The organism is Ruegeria sp. D6 (genome assembly GCF_056534365.1).
In genome coordinates, this window is the sequence record NZ_JBQFPH010000003.1 from 344,488 (window position 1) to 368,055 (window position 23,568).

The following is a 23,568-nucleotide window of genomic DNA, read 5'->3' on the forward strand; positions in this document are numbered from 1 at the left end:
AATGTGTTGCTTTTGGGTGCAGCTCTTCTTTGCCTTCTGTGCTGGTGAATTGGGTTGTAGGGTCTCAAGGTGTCAAAGTTTTCAAACCTGCTGTTTGCGCTTTCTATTTTTCTATTTAATTCAACACCTTTGCTTGCCGCGCCGACCGCAGATTCAATTGTTGGAGACACTGTTAACAACCCTGTGACTGGTCTGGATACGACAGTCACCGCACTGATCGTGGATCCCGCTTCAACACCTACAGCCGGGACGACGGCTTTTGTTGAGACGGCGGATGGCTATGTGTTTCTCGTCAAAGATGCCGGCGATACAATTTACAACTCCGACAATCCCCCACTGGCATTTGAGATTGTATCCATAACGGGAACAACGGCTCAGATCAGTAATTCTGGTGCGACCGGAACGGCCAGCTTGTCCACTCAGCTGACCCTGTCTCAGTACAACAGCAACTTCAACAGTTCGGGTACTCCTGGCTCTGTCACCCCGCCGGTGAACGTCTCCGGACCTAACGGTGTGAGCCAGGTCGTTTACGGGCGAGATGGCAGCAATGGGCGCGATGGTGCGCTTGTTGTGCCACCAAGTTCAGGTGGAAACGGTGCCGATGGCCCAACCCAGACACAAACCCTGAGCGGGAATGTCAACGCAACCAGCAATGTCGGTTGGCAAATGGGTAGCGTTGGCGGTGACGGTGGTCAGGGCGGCGACTCGTATCTGAGCTTTTGGGACGGGCGCGATGGCGGCGACGGCGGGGAAGGCGGCACGGTTAACGCAACACAATCCTCCAGCAGCACGATCCAGACATCGGGCGACGGCTATGACGGTATATTTGCCTTCAGCCGCAGCGGCGAGGCTGGTGATGGTGGCAGCGGCTTCGCGGCTCCGGGTGGGGGCACCGGTGGCCACTCGGCAGATGGTGGCGATGTAACCGTTACGCAGCGGGGTGACATTTCTACGTCCGGCGACTCGGCTGATGGCATCTATGCGCTGAGCGTTTCGAACAACGGCGGTAATGGTGGCTCACAATGGGGGCTGGTTGGCTCGTCCGGTAACGGAGGCTATGGCGGTAGCGGTGGCACCGTAACGGTAAACACGACCTCAAGCGGTAGCATCTTGACGACCGGCGACTATGCGAACGGGATTTACGCCCAATCCATCGGCGGTTCGGGGGGGTCAGCGGGGACAAGTGGCAACTTGTTGGTTTCGCTCATTGGCGGGGCCGATAATGGCGGAAATGGAGGCAGGGTTAACGTCTCGCATGGTGGCGCGATTGAAACACAAGGCGATTTCGCGCGCGGTATTGTTGCCCAGTCCATCGGCGGCGGCGGCGGTTCGGGCGGAACTGCAGGCGGTCTGGTATCACTTTCTCTTGGTGGCGTGGGCTCGAACGGCGGTAGCGGGGACGCGGTGAATGTCACTGTGCAAGGTTCGGGAAGCATCCTGACTTCGGGCATTGGGGCTGACGGTGTCATGGCGCAATCCATCGGCGGCAGCGGCGGAACCGGTGCAAACTCCTATGGGCTTGTTGCGATTGGTGGCACAGGATCTCGGGGCGGAACGGGCGCTGCAGTGAGCGTCAGCAACTACGGGCGTATTGTAACCGAAGACGACAACGCCCGCGGGATTATCGCGCAATCCATCGGCGGCGGTGGCGGTGACGGCGGCTCGTCCGGCGGAATGGTCTCGGTCGGTGGCAATGGCAGCGGCGGTGGCAGCGGGTCCACTGTGACGATCGTGAATGACGGGATCATCACCACTTCGGGTGATGATGCGATGGGTATTCTGGCCCAGTCGATTGGTGGCGGTGGCGGCAATGGTGGTTCGTCCGGTTCGGTAGGTGCGTTTGTCGGGGTAGCCATCGGTGGTGATGGCGGGGCCGGAGGGACCGGTGGCAATGTCAACGTAACCTTATCCAACACCGATGGCAGCCAGCCGTCGGCTATCCGGACTTCGGGCGCGCGCTCGGCAGGTGTATTTGCACAATCCGTCGGCGGCGGTGGCGGCAACGGTGGCGGAGCGGTCTCGGTTGCGGTTGGCGCATTTGGCGCGGCATCGGTCTCGGTTGGTGGGTCCGCTGGCAATGGTGGCAACGGTGGGACGGTCACGCTTAGCGGCAGCGGTTCAGCTTCTGTACAAACCGGTGGTGACGACTCGGTTGGGGTGATGCTGCAATCTGTTGGCGGTGGCGGCGGCAATGGTGGCTATGCGGTATCTGTCGCAGCCTCTGGAGGTCCGGTATCGGGTTCGCTGGCTGTTGGGGTTGGCGGTGACGGTGGTACGGGCGGCACGGGTGGTCCGGTCACGGTTGGCCAGTTCGATGGTAGTGGCGTCGCAACAGCAGCTGGGTTTGAAGGCACTGTCGTCACGACCGGAAACCGATCGACAGGCATGCTGTTCCAGTCCGTCGGCGGGGGTGGTGGCAATGGTGGTTTGGCGGTCGCTGCGACCGGAGGCGCTTCGGCTCTGTTTTCGGGCAACGTGTCAGTTGGAATTGGCGGCAAGGCCGGCAGTGCGGGCAATGGTGGACTTGTTCAGGTCTATACCAATGCTGACGTGACCACGACTGGCACAAGCTCCAGCGCGATTATCGCGCAATCCGTGGGCGGCGGCGGCGGTAATGGTGGTGGAAGCATCGCGGCCGGTATCAGCGCAAGCGGAGGCGCTGCGGTCGGGATCAACGTCGGTGTCGGCGGAGATGGTGGTGGTGCCGGTATCGGTGGCAACGTCACTTTGCGCGCCGGTGGGACCTCAATCGAAACCAGTGGCGCATTCTCCAGCGGTGTCGTTGCGCAATCCGTTGGCGGCGGCGGTGGTAATGGTGGTTATGCCATCGGTGCCAGCGCCGATATTGCGGGCGGCGCTGCCGGGTCCATCAGTGTAGGCCTCGGCGGCAAAGCTGGCGGTGGAGGTGCGGGCGGTACAGTGACGGCCCAAGTTGATGCGGATGTCACAACCCGTGGGGACGATGCCGGTGCGGTCGTGGTGCAATCCATCGGCGGTGGCGGTGGCAATGGCGGTTTCAGCGTCGCTGCTGGCTTGGCGGCCGGCGGTGGCGGTGCCGGAACGATTGGAGTCGGACTTGGCGGCGACGGAGGCAGCGGCGGCATAGGCGGTACGGTAACCGGCGTGCGCGTCAACGGCGAGGTTCGGACCGAAGGTGCACGCTCGACGGCTGTCGTTATTCAATCCATCGGCGGTGGCGGTGGTAATGGTGGTTTCAATGTCACTGCCGGTGTGGCAGCGGCAGGAGCCGGTGCTGGGTCAATTGGCGTCGGGCTCGGCGGCAACGGCGATACAGGCGGCAATGGCGGCGTGGTTGAAGGCCAGGTTGCTGGAAACGTCACAACAGTGTCCGAAGGCTCAGGCGGCGTAGTTTTCCAATCCATCGGCGGCGGTGGTGGCAATGGTGGCTTCAACGTGACGGCCGGTGTTGCTGGTGCGGGGGCAGGTGGCGGTGCCGTCACCGTAGGCCTTGGTGGCGACGGCTCAGGAGGTGGAATCGGTCAATCGGTGACAGGTCGAGTCACAGGCACCGTAAGCACCGGTGGCGCGGACTCTACTGCCGTTCTGGCACAGTCCGTTGGCGGAGGCGGTGGCAATGGTGCTTTTAATGTTAGCGCGTCACTTGCAGGGGCTGGGGTTGCGAGCGGTGCAGTTTCAGTTGGCCTTGGCGGCGACGCAGGTACGGGCTCGACGGGTGGCACAGTCAATCTGACGACTACAAATACGATTGTAACTGTCGGGGACCGTTCTTCAGGCGTCGTCGCCCAATCCATCGGCGGTGGTGGCGGCAATGGTGGGTTTAATATCTCGGGGACTGGGGCCGGTGCAGGTACTGCAAGCGGTGCGGTCAGTGTCGGGCTTGGTGGAACGGGCGCAGGTGGCGGTAATGGCGGGTCGGTTACGCTAAGATCCAGTGGGACAATTCTGACGCAAGGCGACTCGGCGACAGCCTTCCTCGCGCAGTCCATCGGCGGTGGCGGAGGTAACGGCGGGTTTAACGTCAGCGCATCGGTTCAGGGATCGGGCACTGCAGGGGCTGGCGTCTCGGTCGGATTGGGTGGCAACGGCGGCGGTGGCGGCGATGGCAGCACGGTCGATGCCACATCGAATAATGCGGTTGAAACGCAGGGGGATCAGTCCTCGGGCGTCGTAGCGCAATCCATCGGTGGCGGAGGCGGCAATGGTGGGTTCAACGTAGCCCCGGTTCTGTCGGGCGCAGGTACAGCCAGTGGTGCGGTGAGTGTAGGACTGGGTGGTTCAGGTGATACCGGCGGCAATGGCGGCATTGTCACGCTGACCTCGAATGGCACCATCCTGACGGATGGCTTCGCCTCAAGCGGGTTTGTTGCGCAGTCGCTTGGCGGTGGCGGTGGTAACGGCGGATTCAATGTCTCGCCCACCGTGTCCGGGGCTGGAACGGGTGCGGGATCGGTTTCGGTTGGTCTGGGCGGCTCAGGGTCCGCCGGGGGTGACGGCAGTTTGGTGACGGCCAGCACAACAGCTAACGTGGTAACCCGAGGGGATGCTTCGGTGGGTATCCTCGCGCAGTCCGTTGGTGGCGGTGGTGGTAATGGTGGCTTCAATGTCTCACCGGCTTTGGCTGGGGCCGGCACCGGATCGGGCGCGATCAGCGTTGGCCTGGGTGGGTCCGGTGGCAGCGGCGGCACGGGGGGTGTTGTTGGCCTGACGGTTGCCAATAGTGTTCAAACCGAAGGTGCGCAGTCCAGCGCAGTTGTGGCGCAATCAATCGGCGGCGGCGGCGGCAATGGCGGGTTCAACGTTTCTGCTTCCGTCGGTGGCGCAGGTACGGGTTCTGGCGCTGCGGCAGTTGGCTTGGGCGGTCGTGGAACTGGCGGCGGTGACGCCTCGGCGGTCACGGCGAATGTAACCGGGAATCTGATCACGCAAGGTGAAACCTCCAGCGGTCTCTTGGCACAATCTGTCGGCGGTGGCGGCGGTAATGGTGGCATGAACGTCTCGGTTGCAGTGGCCGCGGCGGGCACCGGCTCGGGTGGGGCATCCGTGGGTCTTGGTGGGGCGTCCGGTACCGGCGGCAACGGAGGCACAGTTGAAGCCACATTGAACGGAAACGTCTCGACACAAGGCGATGAATCCGGCGGGGTGATCGTGCAAAGCCTTGGCGGCGGTGGGGGCAATGGAGGCATGAATGTTTCCGCCACAGTCACTGTCGCAGGAACCGGCAGCGGTGGTGCGTCTGTTGGTCTTGGTGGCAGCGGTGGCGACGGGGGCGACGCGGATACGGCCGAAGGCACGGTCGTTGGCAATGTTACCACTACCGGTGACAATTCTGGCGGCGTCTTGGTGCAATCTGCTGCGGGTGGCGGCGGCAATGGCGGGCTGAACGTATCAGCAGCCGTGAACATCTCGGGGACCGGGGGCGGCGCCGTCGGGGTTGGCATCGGTGGCTCGGGTGGCGATGGCGGTGCTGCGAGCGCGGCGACGGGGTCGGTCACCGGCGATGTCACTACAAGTGGTGAGAACGCGGCGGGCGTTCTGGTCCAATCCGTTGGCGGCGGCGGCGGTAATGGCGGCGTCAACATATCGGGCGCTCTGAGCATCGCACGCACTGGATCGGGTGCGGCAGGTATCGGCGTGGGCGGCTTCGGCGGCAGTGGCGGGACCAGCGGGGTAGTCGACAACACGTTCTCGGGCAATGTGAGCACCTCGGGTCCGCGGTCGGCAGGTATTATCGCACAAAGCCTTGGCGGAGGTGGCGGCAATGGCGCCACAAACATTTCCGGGGCCATTTCTGTAGCCAGCAACTATTCCGGCGGTTTGGGGATCGGCGTCGGCGGCTTTGGCGGGGACGGTGGTGCGGCAGATAACGTCACGCAGCGGGTCACCGGAGATGTCATGACAACCGGTGATGACTCGGTCGGCATTCTGACGCAAAGCCTCGGCGGCGGTGGTGGCAACGGCGGCACCAACATTTCGGCAGCGTTGTCTCTGTCCCGATCAGCCAATGCGGCGGTCGGCATCGGTGTGGGCGGTTTTGGCGGCGGCGGCGCTGATGCCGGAGCGTTGGTGCAATCGACAATCACCGGTGGAGTAACCACAACAGGTGATCGCAGCACCGGGATCCTGACACAGAGCCTTGGCGGCGGTGGTGGCAACGGCGGCACTAATATCTCGGCCTCGTTGGGTATCAGCCAGGAAAATGGCGGCTCGGTCAGTCTGGGCGTTGGCGGCTTCGGTGGCGGGGCGGGTAACGCTGGTGAAGTGAACAGCACATTGCGCTCAAGAACGGACAGCAATGGCACAACTTCGGTGGTAACCACTGGCGTAGACAGTATTGGTGTCATGGCCCAGTCGGTCGGCGGCGGCGGCGGTAACGGCGGTCTGAACGTTTCTGGCGCTGTCAATCTCACCGGCAAATCCGGTGCAGCGGTTGCCCTGGGACTTGGTGGCTTTGGTGGCGGTGGTGGCAATGCCGATGCGGTCACGTTGGATGTTCAAAGCGATGTAGTGACGGCGGGTGACGGATCGCATGGTCTGTTTGCGCAAAGCCTTGGTGGCGGTGGCGGCACCGGGGGCGTGAATATTTCGGGCACTCTGGCGCTGACCAAACCATCGGGGTCGGACACGATCTTTTCGGTTTCAGCGGGTGTTGGCGGCTTTGGCGGGGCCGGTGGTGATGCAAGCGATGTCGATCTGGACTATACCGGCAATGTACAGGCCGTACCGATGGTCGAGCAATCGGATGGCACTTTCGCCGTTGATGAAAGCAAAGGGGCCAGTGGCATCATTGCCCAGTCGCTTGGTGGCGGTGGCGGTGACGGCGGCACGAACGTCTCGGGTGGCCTCGCGATAAGCGGCAAACCCGGCGCAGGCCAGACAGATAGCAGCAAATCCTACGCGGTTGTCGTGGGCGTCGGGGGCTTTGGTGGCGGCGGTGGAGACGCCGGGAATGTTGATGTGAACATCGGCGCAGGCAGCACCATCACAGCTCACGGCACTGGCCAATCCGGCCTGCTGGCCCAATCCGTCGGCGGCGGCGGTGGCAACGGTGGTCTGAACGTGTCAGGCGGGATCGTATCCGACAGCTCTCTGATCGTGGGCGTCGGTGGTTTCGCAGGCGATGGCGGCCAGGCCGGAGACGTCACGGTCACCTCGCAAGCGGATATTACGGTTACAACGAACCCGGACGATATATCGATCCCCAACACAACGACCTTCGAAGACAAACTGCGCGATTTCCTGGGCGACTCGATCGTAGATGAGACCGAGGAATTGGCGTCGAACTTCGGGTTGGAACGCCTGTTCATCGACATGGGTGTCTTCAACGAAGAAAAACCCGATACCGATGGCTCGGCGGGTCTGCTGGCACAGTCCATCGGCGGAGGCGGCGGCAATGGCGGTCTGAATGTCTCGGGCGGTATTGCGCTCAGCAAAGATGGCAAGATCCCTTCGGTTACGTTTGGCGTCGGAGGCTTTGGCGGTGACGGCAATGTCTCGGGCAATGTGGGCGTCAATCACGCGGGAACTGTGTCAGTCGCCGGCAACTGGAAACATGGAGTTTTGGCCCAGTCGATCGCAGGCGGCGGTGGCAACGGTGCTTTGAACGTGACCGGGCAGCTGAACTATGGCGACTCCAACAACTCGGACGGCAAAACGGATCTGAGCATTGTGGGCGGCCTTGGCGGCCACGGAGGTACTGGTGCGGATGCGGGTGACGTGTCGGTCACTCAGACCGGCAACATCGCAACAAATGGCTATCACGCGCGCGGAATCTTTGCCCAGAGCATCGGCGGCGGCGGTGGCACTGGCGGCATCAATGCAACCTTTGTTGGTACTAAGGACAGCTCACCGATCGCGATGGGGATCGGCGGCTTTGGCGGCGGTGGCGGCGATGCGGGTGACGTGACCGTCGCGCGTGGCACAGCGGCCCTTGCTGCGGGGACAATCACGACCGATGGCGTTGGATCACACGGTATCGAGGCGTCGAGCATTGGCGGCGGCGGCGGCGATGCCGGGATCAACGCAGTTGTGGGTATCAGCAAGACCACCAGCAATCAAAGTAACGGCGGCACCGGCGATTCCACGGATCGCAAGACACCGACCAATACCGGCGTCGATGACTCGGTCATCGCCAACTACAACGCGGTTTTGGATGAGCTTGAAGGCAAGGTGAACCCTGCAGATTCCTCGGGCAACAAAACCGGAGTGTCGGCGGTGGTTGCCATCGGTGGCGATGCAGGTACGGCAGGGGACGGTGGCGAGGTCGATGTTGACCACTATGGTGATATCGTCACCTTGCAAGATGGCAGCCACGGTGTGTTTGGGCAATCCATCGGCGGTGGCGGCGGCAACGCCGCCTTGAACCTCGGCATGACCTATGAGCTTGCCTCCGACGCGACCAACAAAGGCTTTGGCTTGGCTATTGGCGGCGGCACGGGTGAGGGCGGCATCGGTGGTTCGGTGGATGTGCGCAATACAGGCGACATCGCGACCTCGGGCGCAGATTCCCATGGTCTGTTTGCGCAGTCAGTTGGCGGCGGCGGCGGCAATGCTGGCTACAATTCGGCATCGACGTCGGTTGATGGCGGCAATGTAAACATCCAGATCGGCCGCACGGGTGGAACCGGGGGCAGCGGTGGGGACGTCTATGCCAGCTCGAACGGCGCGATCAGCACGACGGGCAACCGGTCTTATGGCTTCTTTGCACAGTCCATCGGCAATGGCGGGGGTAACTCGTCATCAACTTCGGTCAGCATCGGCACCCCGAAATCCGGCGACAGCAAAGGCAACAAAGCCAGCCTGTCAGTCGGGCTTGAAGGCGGTACGGGTGGCGCAGCAGGCGATGTGACTTCTGTGGTGGCGGGCACTGTTGTCACGCAGGGCGATGACGCACATGGCGTATTTGCCCAGTCCGTCGGCGGCGGTGGCGGCAATGGTGGCAAGGCCAGCAACTCGGCTGGCAAGGGCACTTCAATTGCCTTGTCCATCGGTGGTACCGGCGGCACCGGAGGCGTTGGTGGCACGGTGGACGTGACCAACACTGCCCAGATCGCAACGTTCGGAGATCGTTCGATTGGGCTGATGGCGCAATCCATCGGTGGCGCAGGCGGAACTGGCGGCATGGTACAGGCCGGACAATCGAACCTCGATACCATCAAAGCTGTGGTCAACCCGTCCACAGTCGGCACCACAGCATCGATCAACATAGGCGGTACCGGTGGGGACGGTATGACCTCGGACATCGTTACCGTAGTGAGTGACGGAATAATCAGCACAGCAGGCACCATGGCCCATGGTATCTTTGCGCAGTCCGTCGGAGGCGGCGGCGGCATGGGTGGTGTCGTGGAAAACCGCATCATCAGCCTGCGTAAAGAGATTGGAAACACCGCGACCTTGTCCATCGGCGGCAACGGCGGCTCGGGTGCGATGTCGGCGGCGGTATCTGTGACCAACCGGGACGTGATCCTGACCACGGGCGACAAGTCGGTGGGTATCTACGCGCAATCGGTCGGCGGTGGCGGTGGTGATGCACAGCAGGTTCGAAACATTATTCTGGGCCGGTCCTCGGAGGGGTCTACGACAAACGCGATCCTTATTGGTGGCACCGGCGGCACCGGTGGTTCTGGCAGTACAACCACTGTTGTGAACGAAGCCGATGGTACGATCGTGACCAGCGGAGCCGAAAGCCACGGTATCTTCGCGCAGTCTGTCGGCGGTGGCGGCGGCAATGGCGGATCGACAATCTCGGTCGATGGTCGCTATGGCGGGGCCGAGGCGAGCACTCGGCGGGCGTTGCAGTTTGGCCTGGGTGGCTCGGGTGGTTCCGGTGGAACCGGAGGCAACGTGGCCGTCACAAATGCGGGTACGATCCTCACCATTGGTGCAGGTGCGCATGGCATCTTTGCTCAATCCGTTGGTGGCGGCGGCGGCAATGGTGGGAGTTCGATTACTGGGACGCTGCGGCTTAAGACTGGGGACAATAGCTCTCCGACCGCGCAGTTGAACATCGGTGGTTCGGGTGGCAGTGGGAATGCTGCCGGAAACGCGGTTGTCACCAATACCGGCGACATCCGCGTTGATGGCGAAGGGGCCTACGGTATCTTCGCGCAATCCGTTGGTGGGGGCGGCGGTAACGGTGGTTTGGCCGTCGCGATGGATGTGAACGACTTCAAAAACACCATGACCGGCCAGTCATACTCGAAGATCGCCATTGGCGGTTCTGGTGGCGACGGGGCGGATGGTGGAGATGTCACGGTCAACCATACCGGTACGATTGTCGTGAACGCTGAAAACGGGTTCGGTATCTATGCCCAATCCGTAGGTGGCGGCGGCGGTAATGCGGGATATTCGGTATCGTCGCCCTTGGTCTCGGCGCTGGACTACACGATCTCTCATGTGTTGGGCGCGCGAGAAGGGACCACCGGCTCGGTGGGAACTGCGACTGTCAATTCAACCGGAGACATTCTGGTGAATGGTGCAGGCAGCGAGGCCATCTTCGCACAATCCGTTAACGGCGGCGGCGGCAACTCTGAAACATCGGTCGACTTTACGACTGCGACGGCAAGCGCGGGTGTAACCGGCACTGTTTACATCAGTGACATCTCGCTGGGCGGTGATGATGTTTCGGGCACGGCGGGCAGCCAGGTTGCCCAGTCGCACGTCGGTAACATAGCGACCACCAGCGACCGCTCGACAGGCCTGATGCTGCAGAGTGTTGGCGGCGGTGGTGGCACATCGGCCAACAACATCAGCCTTCAGGATGGCGACGGTATCGAGATTGATGCGCGCCTGGGCGCGATTGATACGAATGATGCAGCAGGTGGCGATGTGTTCGGCAGCCGGACGGGCGATGTCGGCACTGATGGTGCGTTTTCCTCGGCAGGTACGGCGCAATCTATTGGCGGCGGCGGCGGTAAGCTGGTGCTCAACAGCACGGGCACGACTGATACCAACAGGTTTGCTTCGGTAATCCTGGGGTCCGATCCAAGCTTCCGCAACAACGGCGGTGATATCGATCTTGATCTGAATGGAGATGTCTTCACTAGCGGTGACCGGTCCTTTGGCCAAAGCGTTCAAAGCATCGGCGCGGGCGGTGGTGAAGCTGTCGTTGCTGGTCTTGGAGGCGTCGATGTGACCCTCGGGGCGCAGGACGATTCAACTGGAGATGGCGGCAACGTCGATTTCACCAATACCGGTGACGTAAACACAAGTGGTACCGGATCGCATGCGTTCGTGATCCAGAGCATCGGTGGTGGCGGTGGTCTTGTCACGACAGACCTGGACCCCAGTCAGGTGACCGTAAATCTGTCAGCTGCAAATGGCGGGGACGGCGGGGACATTCTGTTCTCGCAAACTGGTAACACGGTCACCAGCGGAGAGAACGCGATCGGTGTCGCCGCGCAGTCGTTGGGTGGCGGCGGCGGCATCGTCGATTCCATATTCCGGGGTGCCGCAGGTGGCGCCGGGTCGGGCGGTGCTATCGACATGACCCTGACCGGCAATGTCTTGTCGGTCGGCGACGGTGGCATTGGTGTCTTTGCACAATCCGAAGGCCGTGACGGTGCAGACGCCATTATGCTTGGGTTCGATGGTGTTGTCATGGGCGGCACCGGGCAAGCGAACTCGGTTGCCTCGATCATTGTCGAAGGAGGTACCGACAACACGCTGACCCTATCAGAAGACACGGTGCTGATCGCGGGCAATAACCAACTGGTGAACGGCGGCGATGGCAATGAACAAATCACGCTGTCCGGACGCGCGCTTGGGAACCTGAACCTTGGTGACGGGACGAATGGCCTGACCGTGGAAGATGGCGCAACCTTCTATGTATTGGATACCGTGAATCTGGGCGACGCCGGGCTCATGCAGGTGGATGGCAACTTGGTTCTGGGCGCAAATTGGGGCGTCGACGGAGGCCTGACGGCTGCTGTTCAAGCGGATGATTTTTCCTTCACCGAAAATGTCAGCCAGACCACGAACGTGACCGGAAGTCTGGCCTTTGGCGGCACTGCGACTTCAACGTTCGACGTGTATTTCCGAACCACTGGCATATCGGGTGGAGACAGCGATCTGATCAATGTCACCGGGGATGCCACCATTGGTGGTACATTGGTGCCGCGGTTGAACACGCTCGAACGCGCATTGCCGCTTGTCATCATCAATCCCGATGGAACGGCCGCAGATGCTGGCACGACCATCCAGGACACTGTGGTTCTGGATTACTCCATTGGTTTGAACGGGGCGACGTCGGACGGCAGTTCGATCGATCTGGTGATCACACCAGACTATTCGACGCCTAGGATGAACTCCAACCAGACCGCGATCGGTGACTATATCAATGATGTACTGAACGGGCGGGGAACGTCCGAACAGGGCGAGCTTTTGGCGCTGATCGGGAACATGCAATCCGAGGCCGATGTGATCGCGGCCATTGAGAGCCTGTCGACAGCGGACTACGCCGCAGATGCGGTGGATGCGTATTATGGCACGCGGGTATTCGCGGATACGCTGCAAAACTGCGAACGCTACACCAATTACCAAGCCGGGGATGATCCGCGTAATTGTATCTGGTTTACCGGCGGCCGCTATTTCTTCGACCGCGAGCAGACCGGGATTTACAACGATCTGAACGTCAACAACACCAATTGGTCGGCGGGTGTCCGTCTACCGGTGGGGGATGAGTTGTATGCAGGGTTTGCCTTGGGCTACGATCAGATCAGCCTGCAGAACGGATCGCAATACAATGCATCCGGCGATCGGTTTAATCTGGGTGCATCGCTGACCAAATACACAGGCGCGTGGGAGTTTGCGGCCATGCTGTCGGCAGGTTGGTCAAACTACGATACAAGCCGTGCAGGTGGGATCCGGGGTGTTTTGCCCAATGGCACTATTGTGGACACCGTTGGTGTCAGCGAGATCAAGCACAAGATGAACCACCAGAACCTGCGGCTCAGCCTGGCGTATGATCAAAGACTTGGCACTGGTGGAGCGTACCTGCGCCCCGAACTGGCCGTCGATGCGACGCGGTTGGCGACGGAAAGCAATGGCGATGCCACTTTGTCAGGTATCGTCTTGCAGGACGACAACGAGATGATCTATTCGCTGACGCCGTCGATTGAGATCGGGACCGAGCAGATCCTGAGCGCCTCGCAGAAACTGCGTGCGAGCCTGCGCGCCGGTGCCATCCTCTCGTCTGACGACACGGTGTCGGTAACCGCTGGCTTCAGTGGGGCCAGCGCCTCCGACGGAGGGTTCGTGAATACCAGCTATATCGGTGACGCCCACGGCGTCGTGTCCGCGCGGTTGGGATTGTTTGCTTTGGATGACAGCAGCTTTATCAACCTGAGCCTGGACCATATGTTTGGAGACTCAACCGAAGCCCTGCAGGTTGGCATTGGCCTTGGGATACAATTCTAGTTTATGAGGAACAGCAGTATGAAAACTTGGATCTACGCTTTGGTGGCGTCGTTCGGTTTGACAACTCAACTTGGCGCACAGGAAAACGAAGCGCCATTGTGGTCGGTCAACTGCAGCAATCAGGTCAACGGAACTGAATTGATTTGTGAAATGACCCAGACCATTATCTTAACCGAGAACAATCAAAGGCTTGCCTCGATTGCGTTCGTCAAACCTGCCGGCAGAGACGAGATCGAAGCGGTGCTGACACTGCCATTTGGCCTGCTGTTCTCTGAAGGGCTGATTGCTAAAGTGGATGATGCCGAGATCGCGCGGCTGGATTTTCTAACCTGCGAAGCACAGGGTTGTTTTGCCCGTTCTCCTGTTTCTCAGGACTGGATGTCAAAGATGCGCGCTGGCAATCTGTTGAGTATTGAAAGCGTAAACCGGGTCGGCGATCCGATTTCCTTTGGTTTCGATCTGGCGGGATTTAGCAGAATATCCGATATGCTGCCGTGATTGCCTGGCCTTCCTTCCAGAAGGCCGCACAGGCCTTCTTGGTTAGCAACGCGTAGAAGGGTCTGACCAGAGCGTTCATTTTGTGATTGCACTCGCAACGAGCGGAGGCTGCGGCGTAGGGCTATGTGATGGCTTTGGATTTCCGAGATGCGAGCGTTCGCGCCGACTAGTTCTCAGAGACACGCCCGGTCGGCGATGTCGAGGGTGCGGTCCAGAATCGCCAGCCCTGTAATCAGGTCGTCTTCAGTGATGTTGAGCGGTGGGGTCAGGCGGATCACGTTCGAGAAGAATGACAGGTAGAGGCCTTCGTTCATCGCAAAGCTCATCATCTCGCTCATGGGTCTGGCGTCTTCGCCTTTGGCGGCAAATGGCACCAGCGGTTCGCGAGTGTCGCGGTTCTTGACCAGTTCGATGCCGTTGAACATGCCCTTGCCGCGAATATCCCCGATCGAGGGGTGTTTCTTTGCCAGCTTGCGCAGCTCTGCGCGCATCTTTTCACCCATCGCAGTGGCATGGTCCAGCGTGCCTTCTTCCTGCATGGCACGGATCGCGGCGACGCCTGAGGCGCAGGCAAGGGGATGGCCAGCATAGGTCAGACCCCCGGGTAGCGGGGTGTCGCGCAGCCAATCATGCAATTCGGTACTGACGGACATTGTGCCAAGCGGGACGTAGCCCGAGTTAATGCCTTTGGCCGAGGTGATGATGTCCGGTTGAACACCCCAGTGATCCACAGCGAACCATTTCCCGGTCCGGCCAAACCCGGCCATGACCTCATCCGCGATCAGTAGGATGCCATATTTCTCGCAGGTTGCCTTAATAGATTGCAGATATCCGTTGGGTGGCACGATGATCCCGTTTGTGCCGACAATAGGTTCCAGAATGACAGCGGCCACGGTGTTGGGGTTTTCATACATCAGGATTTCTTCCAGATGCGGCCCGCCTTGGGCGACCGGGCACTGGGCCGGGTCTTTGTGGCCTGTTGGTAACCGATAGACGTAAGGATCAAGCATCCGCACGATGCCCGGCATATCGGCGCGGGTCAGATGGTGGCGCGGGTCGCCAGTCAGCGATAGCGTGCCACCGGTTGCTCCGTGATAGGAACGGTAGCGGGCAATGATCTTTGTCCGACCGGTGTAATGCCGCGCCAAACGGATCGCGGTTTCATTGGCGGCGGACCCTCCTGTTGTAAAAAAGGTTGATGAGATGTTGGCAGGTGTGATCTCGGTCATGATTGCCGCGAGTTCTGATCGAACATCCGAGCCCATGGCCGGGCCGATATAACAAAGCTTGTCCGCCTGATCCTTAATCGCTTGTACGATCTTGGGGTGCTGATGACCCATATTGGCGTTCACCAGCTGGCTTTGAAAATCGAGGTAGCGTTTGCCGTCGCTGTCCCAGAACCAACTGCCCTGAGCACCTGTTATGACGCGCGGGCGGCTGCCCTGCTTTGACCAGCTTTGCAGGTAATGGTCCGCATGCATGTCTTTGACCCACTCGGGATCGTGTGAGGGGTAGGCGTTGCTGAAGTCTTCCATGACAGGCCTCTTGGCGTGCGGGGTTGGGATTAATCGATGATGGTTACTGGCTGGCCCAAAGCGTCTGCATCAGGCGTGACGCCAAGGCCGGGGCCTTCGGGTGGGGCGATGCGACCGTTCCGGCGGCTAGGTGCATTCGGATCGAGACGCGGTTTGACATAGTGGGACAAATCGCAGGTATTCATGATGCCGCGCGCTGGGGTTGAGGCTGCAAGATGCAGCGAGGCGGCCGTCGTAACATCGCTGCCCCAAGTGTCCTCGATGCACATCTGCGTGCCAAGCGACAGGCAGAGATCGCGGATTTGACGCATCGTCGAAAGGCCGCCCATCTTCGACAGTTTCAGCGCGGCAGCATCCATGCAGCCAGCGCGGTGTCCAGCCAGTATCGAATGAATGTCACAGGCACTTTCGTCCAGCTTCATCGGCAGACCCGTGGCTGCTCGTACATGGGCGCATTCCTCGATCGTGGCGCAAGGTTGTTCCAGCATTATGTCCAGATGCGAGACAGCGCGGCCAACTCGTGTGGCGGTCAGCGTATCTGACCCGCAGTTCCAGTCTCCATAAACCAACGGGCCATCACCCACAGTCTCGCGCACCTGAATCAAACGAGCAACGTCGGCTTCCCAGTTGTCGTCCGCGCCCAGCTTCACCTGAAACTGTCGCATGCCCTGATCAAAGGCATCGCGCGCCATGCGCGCCATTTCCTCTGGTGTGATACAGGTGATCGAGTGATACAGCGGCAAATCCGCGACCGCCCGCCCACCGAGCAAAGCGTAAAGCGGTAGGTCGGCTGCCTGTGCGGTCAGGTCCCAAAGCGCTGTATCGATCGCTGACTTGGCGTAGCCATGCCCGATCAGATGCTTATTAAGGCGCTCCATCAGCGCTTCGGGACCAACCGGGTTAGCGCCGATGAGAACGGGTGCCATCTCTTCAAGTGCTGGAACCACGCCCTTGGCATAGGCGGGTAAATAATGCGGGATCGGACAAACCTCTCCCCAGCCCGATGCGCCGGTGTCGGTATCCAGGCGGACAACCACTGAAACCGTCGTATCGCAGGTCTTGCCCTCAGCCATGTAATAGGTGTCATGCGAGGTCAACGGGACTTCCCAGGCGGTGATGCGGGTTATCTTCATCAGGCGGTTTCCATCAGGCGCAGGATTCGTAGGTTGCGACAGGTGGGCCAAGGCTGTCAAAGTCCGGCGTCACCCCAAGCCCCGGAGTATCTGTGGCATAGAGTTTACCGTCCCTTACTGTGGGGCCGCCAATCCCGGTGTTTTGTGTGTTGTAGTTCATCAGATCGGTCGAGTTGATCAGCATCTCTTGGGGTGTTGAGGCCGCAAAATGGGCGACCGCAGCGGTGGTGATCTGCCCGCCCCATGTGTCCTCGGAGACAACCGGAATACCGTGATCAATCAGGAAATCACGCACCCGGCGGGCTTTGGACAGCCCACCAAGGTTTGAAATCTTCAGACAGCAAATTTCGGCACCCCGATCGTTTACAATACGCCGGGCCATGTCGATCCCGGTCACACATTCATCCAGCTTCATCGGTTGCTCGGCTACGCGGCGCACCTGCTGGCATTCGTCATAGCTGTGGCAGGGTTGTTCAAGGATAAAGTCCAGATCTCGGGTTGCCCGGGCCACACGGATGGCGTTGTCAACGCGCCAACCCTGATTGGCGTCTGCCATCGCCTTTTCACCGGGCTTCAGCAGGGGCACGCCTTCGCGGATACGGTCGATATCGGTCACCCAGTCGCCACCTACCTTGATCTGGAACTGCCGGTATCCCGCTGCGCGGTGCTGCCCCATCTCGGCGATGGTTTCTTCCAAGACAGGCTTCTGCGGCACAACCCGGTACATCGGCGCACCATCGGTGAGTTTGCCGCCCATCAGCATCCAAACAGGTTGTCCGGTGGACCGTCCCAGAATATCCCAACACGCTGCATCAAAGGGCGCTTTGGCGTAGCCGTGACCTTGGACCGTGCCATCCATCAACCGTTCGATCTTGGACAGCTGGCGGGGATCTTCCCCCAGCAAGCGCGGGGCGGCGAGGCGGGCAAAGGCCTCGACGCCTTCGGAATGGGCGATCATGTAGTTCTCGCCGCATGGGGCAAACTCGCCGCAGCCCTGTAGACCCGCATCCGTGTCGATCACCACTACCGAAGACATCGACGTTGTGATCGCGTTGCCCGCGCCCCAGCCGTATGATCCGCCGACATAGGGCAGGGGGGTTTTGAACACACGGATACGGGTTATCTTCAAGGCGTCACCATTGGGCTTCCGCGATGGCCGATGCTCTGGTTTTCAGATCACGCCAGTTCACGAACTGCGTCCGTGCGTGGGCGTTCGGATTTCGGATCATAGGCTGCTTCGCCGAGGACACGCCCTTTGCGGGGTACACCAGCGATAACTACTTCGATCTCTGTGCCCGGAACATTCACGTGTGGCTTGACGTAAGCAAAGGCGAGGATTTTGCCGACGCTGTGGCCATAGGCGACCGAGGCTATTGCACCGACAACCTCGCCTTTGATCCGAATAGCCTCGCCCCCATGACCATCTTCGACCCCATCCGGTTCGATCTCCAAATAGGCGCAAATCCAAGGCATCTCGCCCGCCTCAGACTGAGCGGCACTGGCGCGCGTTGCTTCGACACCTAGATACTCTTTGTCCAGCTTGAAGAACCGGCTGACATTGGCCTCTGGCAGCGTGACCTCGTTGGTCAGTTCTCCAGCACCGGGGAATGCTTTTTCCATGCGCAGGCTGTTCATCGCAAACGAGCCGTAGTTTTCGATGCCAAATTCCTCGCCGGCAGCCCACAGTGCGTTGTAGACGTCAACGCAGGCTTCATCCGGCATGTGGAATTCCCAACCCAACTCGCCCGCATAGGACATGCGAAAGGCCCAGACCTTGTGCCCCGCGATGGTGATTTCCTGAGCCGACAGCCAGCGGAACCCGGCGTTGGACAGGTCCGCGTCGGTGCATCTGGCCAGCACCTCGCGGGAATTTGGCCCGTTCAGGGACAAAGCCGACCAATCTTCGGAGAGCGTTTTGACAAAGACTGTCTCTCCCGTGAGGTTCTGGTTCAGGTGATCGACAAGGCGTTGTTCGAAGAAGGCGGCACATACAAGGTAGAACCGATCTTCAGCCATGCGAACGATGGTCGTCTCAAGCTCGATCCTGCCTCGGCGATTCAAAAAGTGGGTCAGCGTGATCGAGCCGTCTTTTTGCGGCATCTTGTTGGCCGTCAGACGGTCAAGATAGGCATAGGCATCGGGGCCTGAAACTTCGACTTTGGTGAACGCGGTCACGTCCATGATACCAACACGCTCACGCACGGCTTGGCATTCCAGCGCAACCATGTCGAAGACTTCGTTGCGGCGGAACGAATAGTGGTCACGCTGTTCAACACCATTGCGCGCGAACCATCGCGGGCGCTCGTGGCCAAAAACCTCTTCATAGACCGCGCCCTTTTCCTTGAGGATTTCATACAGCGGCGAGGGTTTGATCGGACGCCCTTCAAGACGATTGAAATGCGGAAAGGGGATCTCGTGCCGCAGCTTGTAATCCTCATGCGCCTTGATGACCTGCCAGTCTTTCTTGGCATAGCTGCCAAAGCGGCGCGGATCATAGTCACGCATGTTGATATCGGCAGCACCGTGTACCATCCATTTGGCCAGTTCACGGGTCAGACCAGGCCCCCAACCGATGCCGATCTGCGTGCCACAGCAGCACCAGTAATTCTTGACGCCCGGTGCGGGGCCGACCATCGGGTTGCCATCTGGCGGATGGCTGATTGCTCCATGGACCTCGCGGGTGATGCCCAGTTCAGCAAAGATCGGCATCCGTTCCAATGAGTTTTCCAGCCATGGCATAACACGGTCATAATCCGCCTCGAACAGCCAGTTTTCGTACTCCCATGGGCATTCATCATGCCAGACAGAGTTTGAGTTCTCTTTTTCGTAGATCCCGATCAGGCCTTTCTTCTGTTCCATGCGGATATAGCCCGAAACCATCTTGTCATCGCGGATCACCGGCAGCTCAGTTGTCAGGTCTTTGAATTCCGGCACATCTTCAGTGACAAAATAATGATGGGTCATCGAGGTCATAGGCAGCTGCAGGTTTGACCATTCGCCCATTTGACGGGCATATGTGCCACCGGCGTTAACCACGTGTTCGCAGGTGATGATACCTTGCTCGGTTTCCACCACCCATTCGCCAGCATCATTCTGAGTGATATTAGTCGCGCGGCAGTGGCGAAAAATCCTCACTCCATTCTGTCGGGCACCAGCTGCCATAGCCATGGTCACGTTCGAAGGGTCGACGTGGCCGTCATCTGGCGTGTAAAGCGCGCCAATGACACTGTCGAGGTTATAGTAGGGGTGCTTTTCAGCTATAAAATCAGGCCCTACCAACTCGATGTTGAATCCCAGCGCTCGGCCAACTGATAATGTGTGGCGCAGCCAGTCCATCTCATCCTCGGTGTAGGCCAGACGGAATGAACCGCAGCCATGCCATGTAACCGCCTGACCGGTTTCCTCCTCAAGTGTCTTGGAATAAAGGCCAATGTTATAGTCGACCATTTTGCCCAGCCCGTAGGAACTGGTGGAGTGAGTGATCTGACCAGCGGCATGCCAGGTGGAGCCCGAAGTCAACTCGGCCTTTTCCAACAGCACCGTGTCTTCGCCCCAACCTTCATGGCCCAGGTGATAGGCCAGTCCGCAACCCATGACGCCACCGCCGACAATGACGACCTTTGCGCGTGCAGGCAGTTCCTTTTTAGACATCGCAACTTCCTGTTTCCGAGACATGGAATTCTGTGGACTTCCTATTGCTACATATGTACCATTGTCAATGAAAAATGGCACAAATGTACATACCGAGGTAAGCAATGTGCGGTACAGATGTTTCAAGTGGTATTCTGACGCGTACGGATGTTACGAATCCTGACGCGATCTTTTTGACTGAAACACCAGCTCGGCTTGTATCAGGAGAAAAAATATGACTGTCCTGCCAACCCACTCGCTCGAGGCTCGGTACTATACGGATCCTGACATATTCGACAAAGAGATGAACGGCCTGTTGTGCAGAACTTGGCAATACGCTGGTCATGCGGCAGATATCCCAAATGTAGGCGATTACTTTGCGTTCGAAATCGCTGGTCAGAACCTTTTTGCCATTCGCGGACGCGACAATCTTGTCAGGACTTTCTACAACGTGTGCCAGCATCGTGCGCATGAAATGGTGACCGGAACTGGGAATACCCGTGTAGTGGTTTGTCCCTATCATCAGTGGACCTATGAGCTTACCGGCGGCCTGCGGTCTGGGCCGAACATCAAGAAAGTTCCCGGTTTTGATCGCGCGAAAATCTGTCTGACCGAAGTACGGACCGAAGACTTCCTTGGGTTCATCTTTGTCAATTTGGACGATAACGCGGCAACGATGGACGAATGGTATCCCGGTGTCCGGGACGAGTTGTCTGAGTTCGTGCCGAACACTAACGCTCTGGCCCCCTTAGAGTGGGTGGAAATTCCCGAGAACTGCAATTGGAAGGTTTCGATCGAGAATTACTCGGAATGCTATCACTGCCCAACTAATCACCCGACCTTTGCAGAAGGCGTGATCAAACCGGAAACCTATGACATTCAGCCCGATGTGTCGGGAGGTTACGTGCTGCGTCACACGACCGAGTGCCAAAGCCTCGAAAAGATGACCTATCCGATTGATCTGGAAAGCAACATGCACGCGGGCGACTATCAAAGCTGGTTCCTGTGGCCGATGTTCTCGTTCCAATGCTATCCGGGAAATGTTCTGAACACCTATCATTGGCGGGCAAATACAGTGGACAGCTGTACCGTTTGGCGCGGGTGGTACACAGAAGGCGGTCATGAAAGCGACGTGATCCGTGGCCTTGCCACTCAGGATCGCGAAACGACTGTGGCTGAGGATATTCGGTTAGTGGAATCCGTTCACCGCGGCCTGAAATCCAAAGGGTACAAACCGGGACCGCTGGTGCTTGATCCGGCCTGTGGCGTCATGAGCGAGCATTCCGTTGCGAAGCTTCAACAATGGATGCGCGAGGCGATTGAATAACGTTACGTGCTGTGGATGGGCCAGATAAGACATCACCGAAGCCAACGCTGTGCCAAAGGGCACACCCGACCAGAACGACGCGATCGAGCCCCTTGCCTTCGGTGGTGGGGTTGGTTGTAAGACAGGGGCGGCGGCTTTAGCGGAATATCGAGCCAGGACCGACTAAGTTGCAGATCGGTCGTTTCACCTGAGGAGAGAATGATGGACGACAACCTGTTTGAACATGGCCTGAAGCAGCGCAAGTCGACGCTGGGCGACGAGTATGTTGAGAAGAACCTGGCAGCGGCGGATGATTTTACCCGCTCATTCCAAGAGAACATGACTGCTTGGTGCTGGGGCTTCGGCTGGGGGGATGACACGATCGATCACAAGACCCGTTCGATGATGAACCTCGCTATGATTGGGGCACTCGGCAAGATGCATGAATGGGAAATCCACTGTAACGGCGCGTTGAACAATGGTGTCACCAAAGAGGAAATCCGATCAATCATTCATGTGATCGGCATTTATTGTGGCGTCCCGCAGTCTCTTGAATGCTTCCGTGTCGCTCGCAATGTCCTGACCGAACGTGGGCTGCTGGACTGACCTGATCCCTTCGCGAGATCTTCAGAAGGAACGACACAATCAGCGAGATTGCGCGTCTGCAGTTCGCGCGGTCTGCTGACACCTGCCTAAGCCGGGTCTGGCACCTCACCTTGCCAATGGTCCCCCATCGCGACGATGCATGAAGTGCCGTTGGCGTAGTTCTGAACGATCATCCAGTCTCCGCTTGTGCGTTTGACCCAAACCTCCAGCATCGTTTCGGGATCGCGCAAACCCATGCCCTGACGTTCGGCCCCCAGAACCTGTTTCAGTGTCTGTGCCATCCGCGCGCTGTCATCACAGCTGACATCCGCCATTTTAGACTGCGCAGTAGAAGGCACCACAAGGCATAGAAGAAGAAGGCTGGCATGAAGACGGGTCATAGGTGAAGGTTAGTTCTTTCTGCGCTCAAGCGTAACAGTTTTATGACGCCCTGTGGATAAAACTCGCGCAGAGTCCTGCGAGAAACGCCACACACTGCAGAACCAGGCAATCATCGCGCCTGTCACAAATCTTTCGCGTAGATGTAAACGAAACGATTCAAAAGCGTCACGAAGCTTTTGTTTTGACGTTCTATCCGCCTCGCAACGATGGGGGCGATATGCTGAGAATTGAAAAGCTGACCAAAAAGTTTGGTGACAAACGGGCCGTGGATTCGGCGAATATCGTTGTCGACAAGCCAACCATGATCGGGATTATAGGCAGCTCCGGGGCTGGAAAATCCACGCTTTTGCGCATGGTCAACCGTCTGAGCGATGCAACGACCGGCACAATTACTTTTGAAGGCGAAGAGATCTCTGCGCTTCGCGGTGCTGCCAAACGCGAATGGCAATCGCGCTGTGCGATGATCTTCCAGCAGTTCAATCTTGTACCGCGCATGGATGTCGTCTCGAACGTTTTGCATGGCGCGCTGAACAGGCAATCGACCTTTTCGACGATGTTCAACCTGTACCCGCGGTCGGATATTCATAAGGCGATTGAAATTCTGGATCGGCTAGGCATTGCCGAGCAAGCACCCAAACGAGCCGAAGCCTTATCAGGCGGCCAGCAGCAACGCGTCGCCATCGCCCGCGCGCTGATGCAGGACCCGAAGATCATTCTGGCGGATGAGCCGATTGCCTCGCTGGACCCAATGAATGCACAGGTTGTGATGCAGTCGCTGCGGGCCATTCACGAAGAAGACGGCCGAATGGTCATTGCTAATCTGCACACGTTGGATACCGCGCGTCGCTACTGCGACCGGGTCATCGGAATGCGTGATGGTCGGATTGTGTTCGACGGCACCCCTGCGCAGCTGACCACGGGCGTAGCGCGCGACATCTACGGTGCAGGCGCGGACTTTTCCGAGGCCGCAACCTCGACCGAGATCGAAACACTGGACAGGCCCGAGGTCCGCGAAGCGGAAGCCTACGTCTGAGCCATTTCCCCCCCCCGCGTCCGTCGCGGGCCACCTTCATCTAACCGAACG

General features: G+C 59.2%; 10 protein-coding genes. 5 read left to right on the plus strand and 5 right to left on the minus strand.

Going from position 1 to position 23,568, the window contains the following annotated elements; translation table 11 throughout:
• Positions 1-69 precede the first annotated feature (69 nt).
• Both ACR0A1_RS13500 and ACR0A1_RS13505 read left to right on the plus strand, forming a co-directional pair.
• Complete coding sequence (locus ACR0A1_RS13500) at positions 70-13,395, plus strand: hypothetical protein (protein WP_480867939.1); 13,326 nt, start codon at positions 70-72, stop codon at positions 13,393-13,395.
• 18 nt (positions 13,396-13,413) lie between these two features.
• Positions 13,414-13,893 (plus strand): invasion associated locus B family protein, encoded by a 480-nt coding sequence (locus ACR0A1_RS13505; RefSeq protein ID WP_170407630.1) that lies wholly within the window; start codon positions 13,414-13,416, stop codon positions 13,891-13,893.
• Between the two features lie 173 nt (positions 13,894-14,066).
• Here the strand turns inward: ACR0A1_RS13505 and ACR0A1_RS13510 are convergent, their stop codons facing one another.
• Genes ACR0A1_RS13510 through ACR0A1_RS13525 form a run of 4 tightly spaced genes read right to left on the minus strand, consistent with a single transcriptional unit; the run spans position 14,067 to position 20,212 of the window.
• A complete protein-coding gene (locus ACR0A1_RS13510; protein WP_480867941.1) occupies positions 14,067-15,428 on the minus strand; it encodes an aminotransferase class III-fold pyridoxal phosphate-dependent enzyme in 1,362 nt (453 codons plus the stop codon).
• Positions 15,429-15,457: 29 nt separating this feature from the next.
• Positions 15,458-16,561, minus strand: coding sequence for a mandelate racemase/muconate lactonizing enzyme family protein (locus ACR0A1_RS13515; protein ID WP_170422940.1), 1,104 nt, complete (start codon positions 16,559-16,561; stop codon positions 15,458-15,460).
• A gap of 13 nt (positions 16,562-16,574) precedes the next feature.
• Entirely contained in the window at positions 16,575-17,690 is a 1,116-nt protein-coding gene (locus ACR0A1_RS13520; protein WP_480867943.1) for a mandelate racemase/muconate lactonizing enzyme family protein, read from the minus strand.
• 47 nt (positions 17,691-17,737) lie between these two features.
• Positions 17,738-20,212, minus strand: coding sequence for an FAD-dependent oxidoreductase (locus ACR0A1_RS13525; protein WP_480867945.1), 2,475 nt, complete (start codon positions 20,210-20,212; stop codon positions 17,738-17,740).
• Between the two features lie 214 nt (positions 20,213-20,426).
• Between ACR0A1_RS13525 and ACR0A1_RS13530 the strand changes: the two genes are divergently transcribed.
• Together ACR0A1_RS13530 and ACR0A1_RS13535 are read left to right on the plus strand one after the other, a co-directional pair.
• Positions 20,427-21,518, plus strand: a complete 1,092-nt coding sequence (locus ACR0A1_RS13530; RefSeq protein WP_170509504.1) for an aromatic ring-hydroxylating oxygenase subunit alpha — start codon at positions 20,427-20,429, stop codon at positions 21,516-21,518.
• Positions 21,519-21,716: 198 nt separating this feature from the next.
• Positions 21,717-22,103, plus strand: coding sequence for a carboxymuconolactone decarboxylase family protein (locus ACR0A1_RS13535; protein WP_480867947.1), 387 nt, complete (start codon positions 21,717-21,719; stop codon positions 22,101-22,103).
• 86 nt (positions 22,104-22,189) lie between these two features.
• Here the strand turns inward: ACR0A1_RS13535 and ACR0A1_RS13540 are convergent, their stop codons facing one another.
• A complete protein-coding gene (locus ACR0A1_RS13540; protein ID WP_170509507.1) occupies positions 22,190-22,417 on the minus strand; it encodes a hypothetical protein in 228 nt (75 codons plus the stop codon).
• Between the two features lie 284 nt (positions 22,418-22,701).
• On the opposite strand from ACR0A1_RS13540, the gene phnC reads away from it, so the two are divergent.
• On the plus strand, positions 22,702-23,517 hold the full coding sequence (gene phnC / locus ACR0A1_RS13545; protein WP_480867949.1) for a phosphonate ABC transporter ATP-binding protein: 816 nt from the start codon (positions 22,702-22,704) through the stop codon (positions 23,515-23,517).
• Positions 23,518-23,568 lie beyond the last annotated feature (51 nt).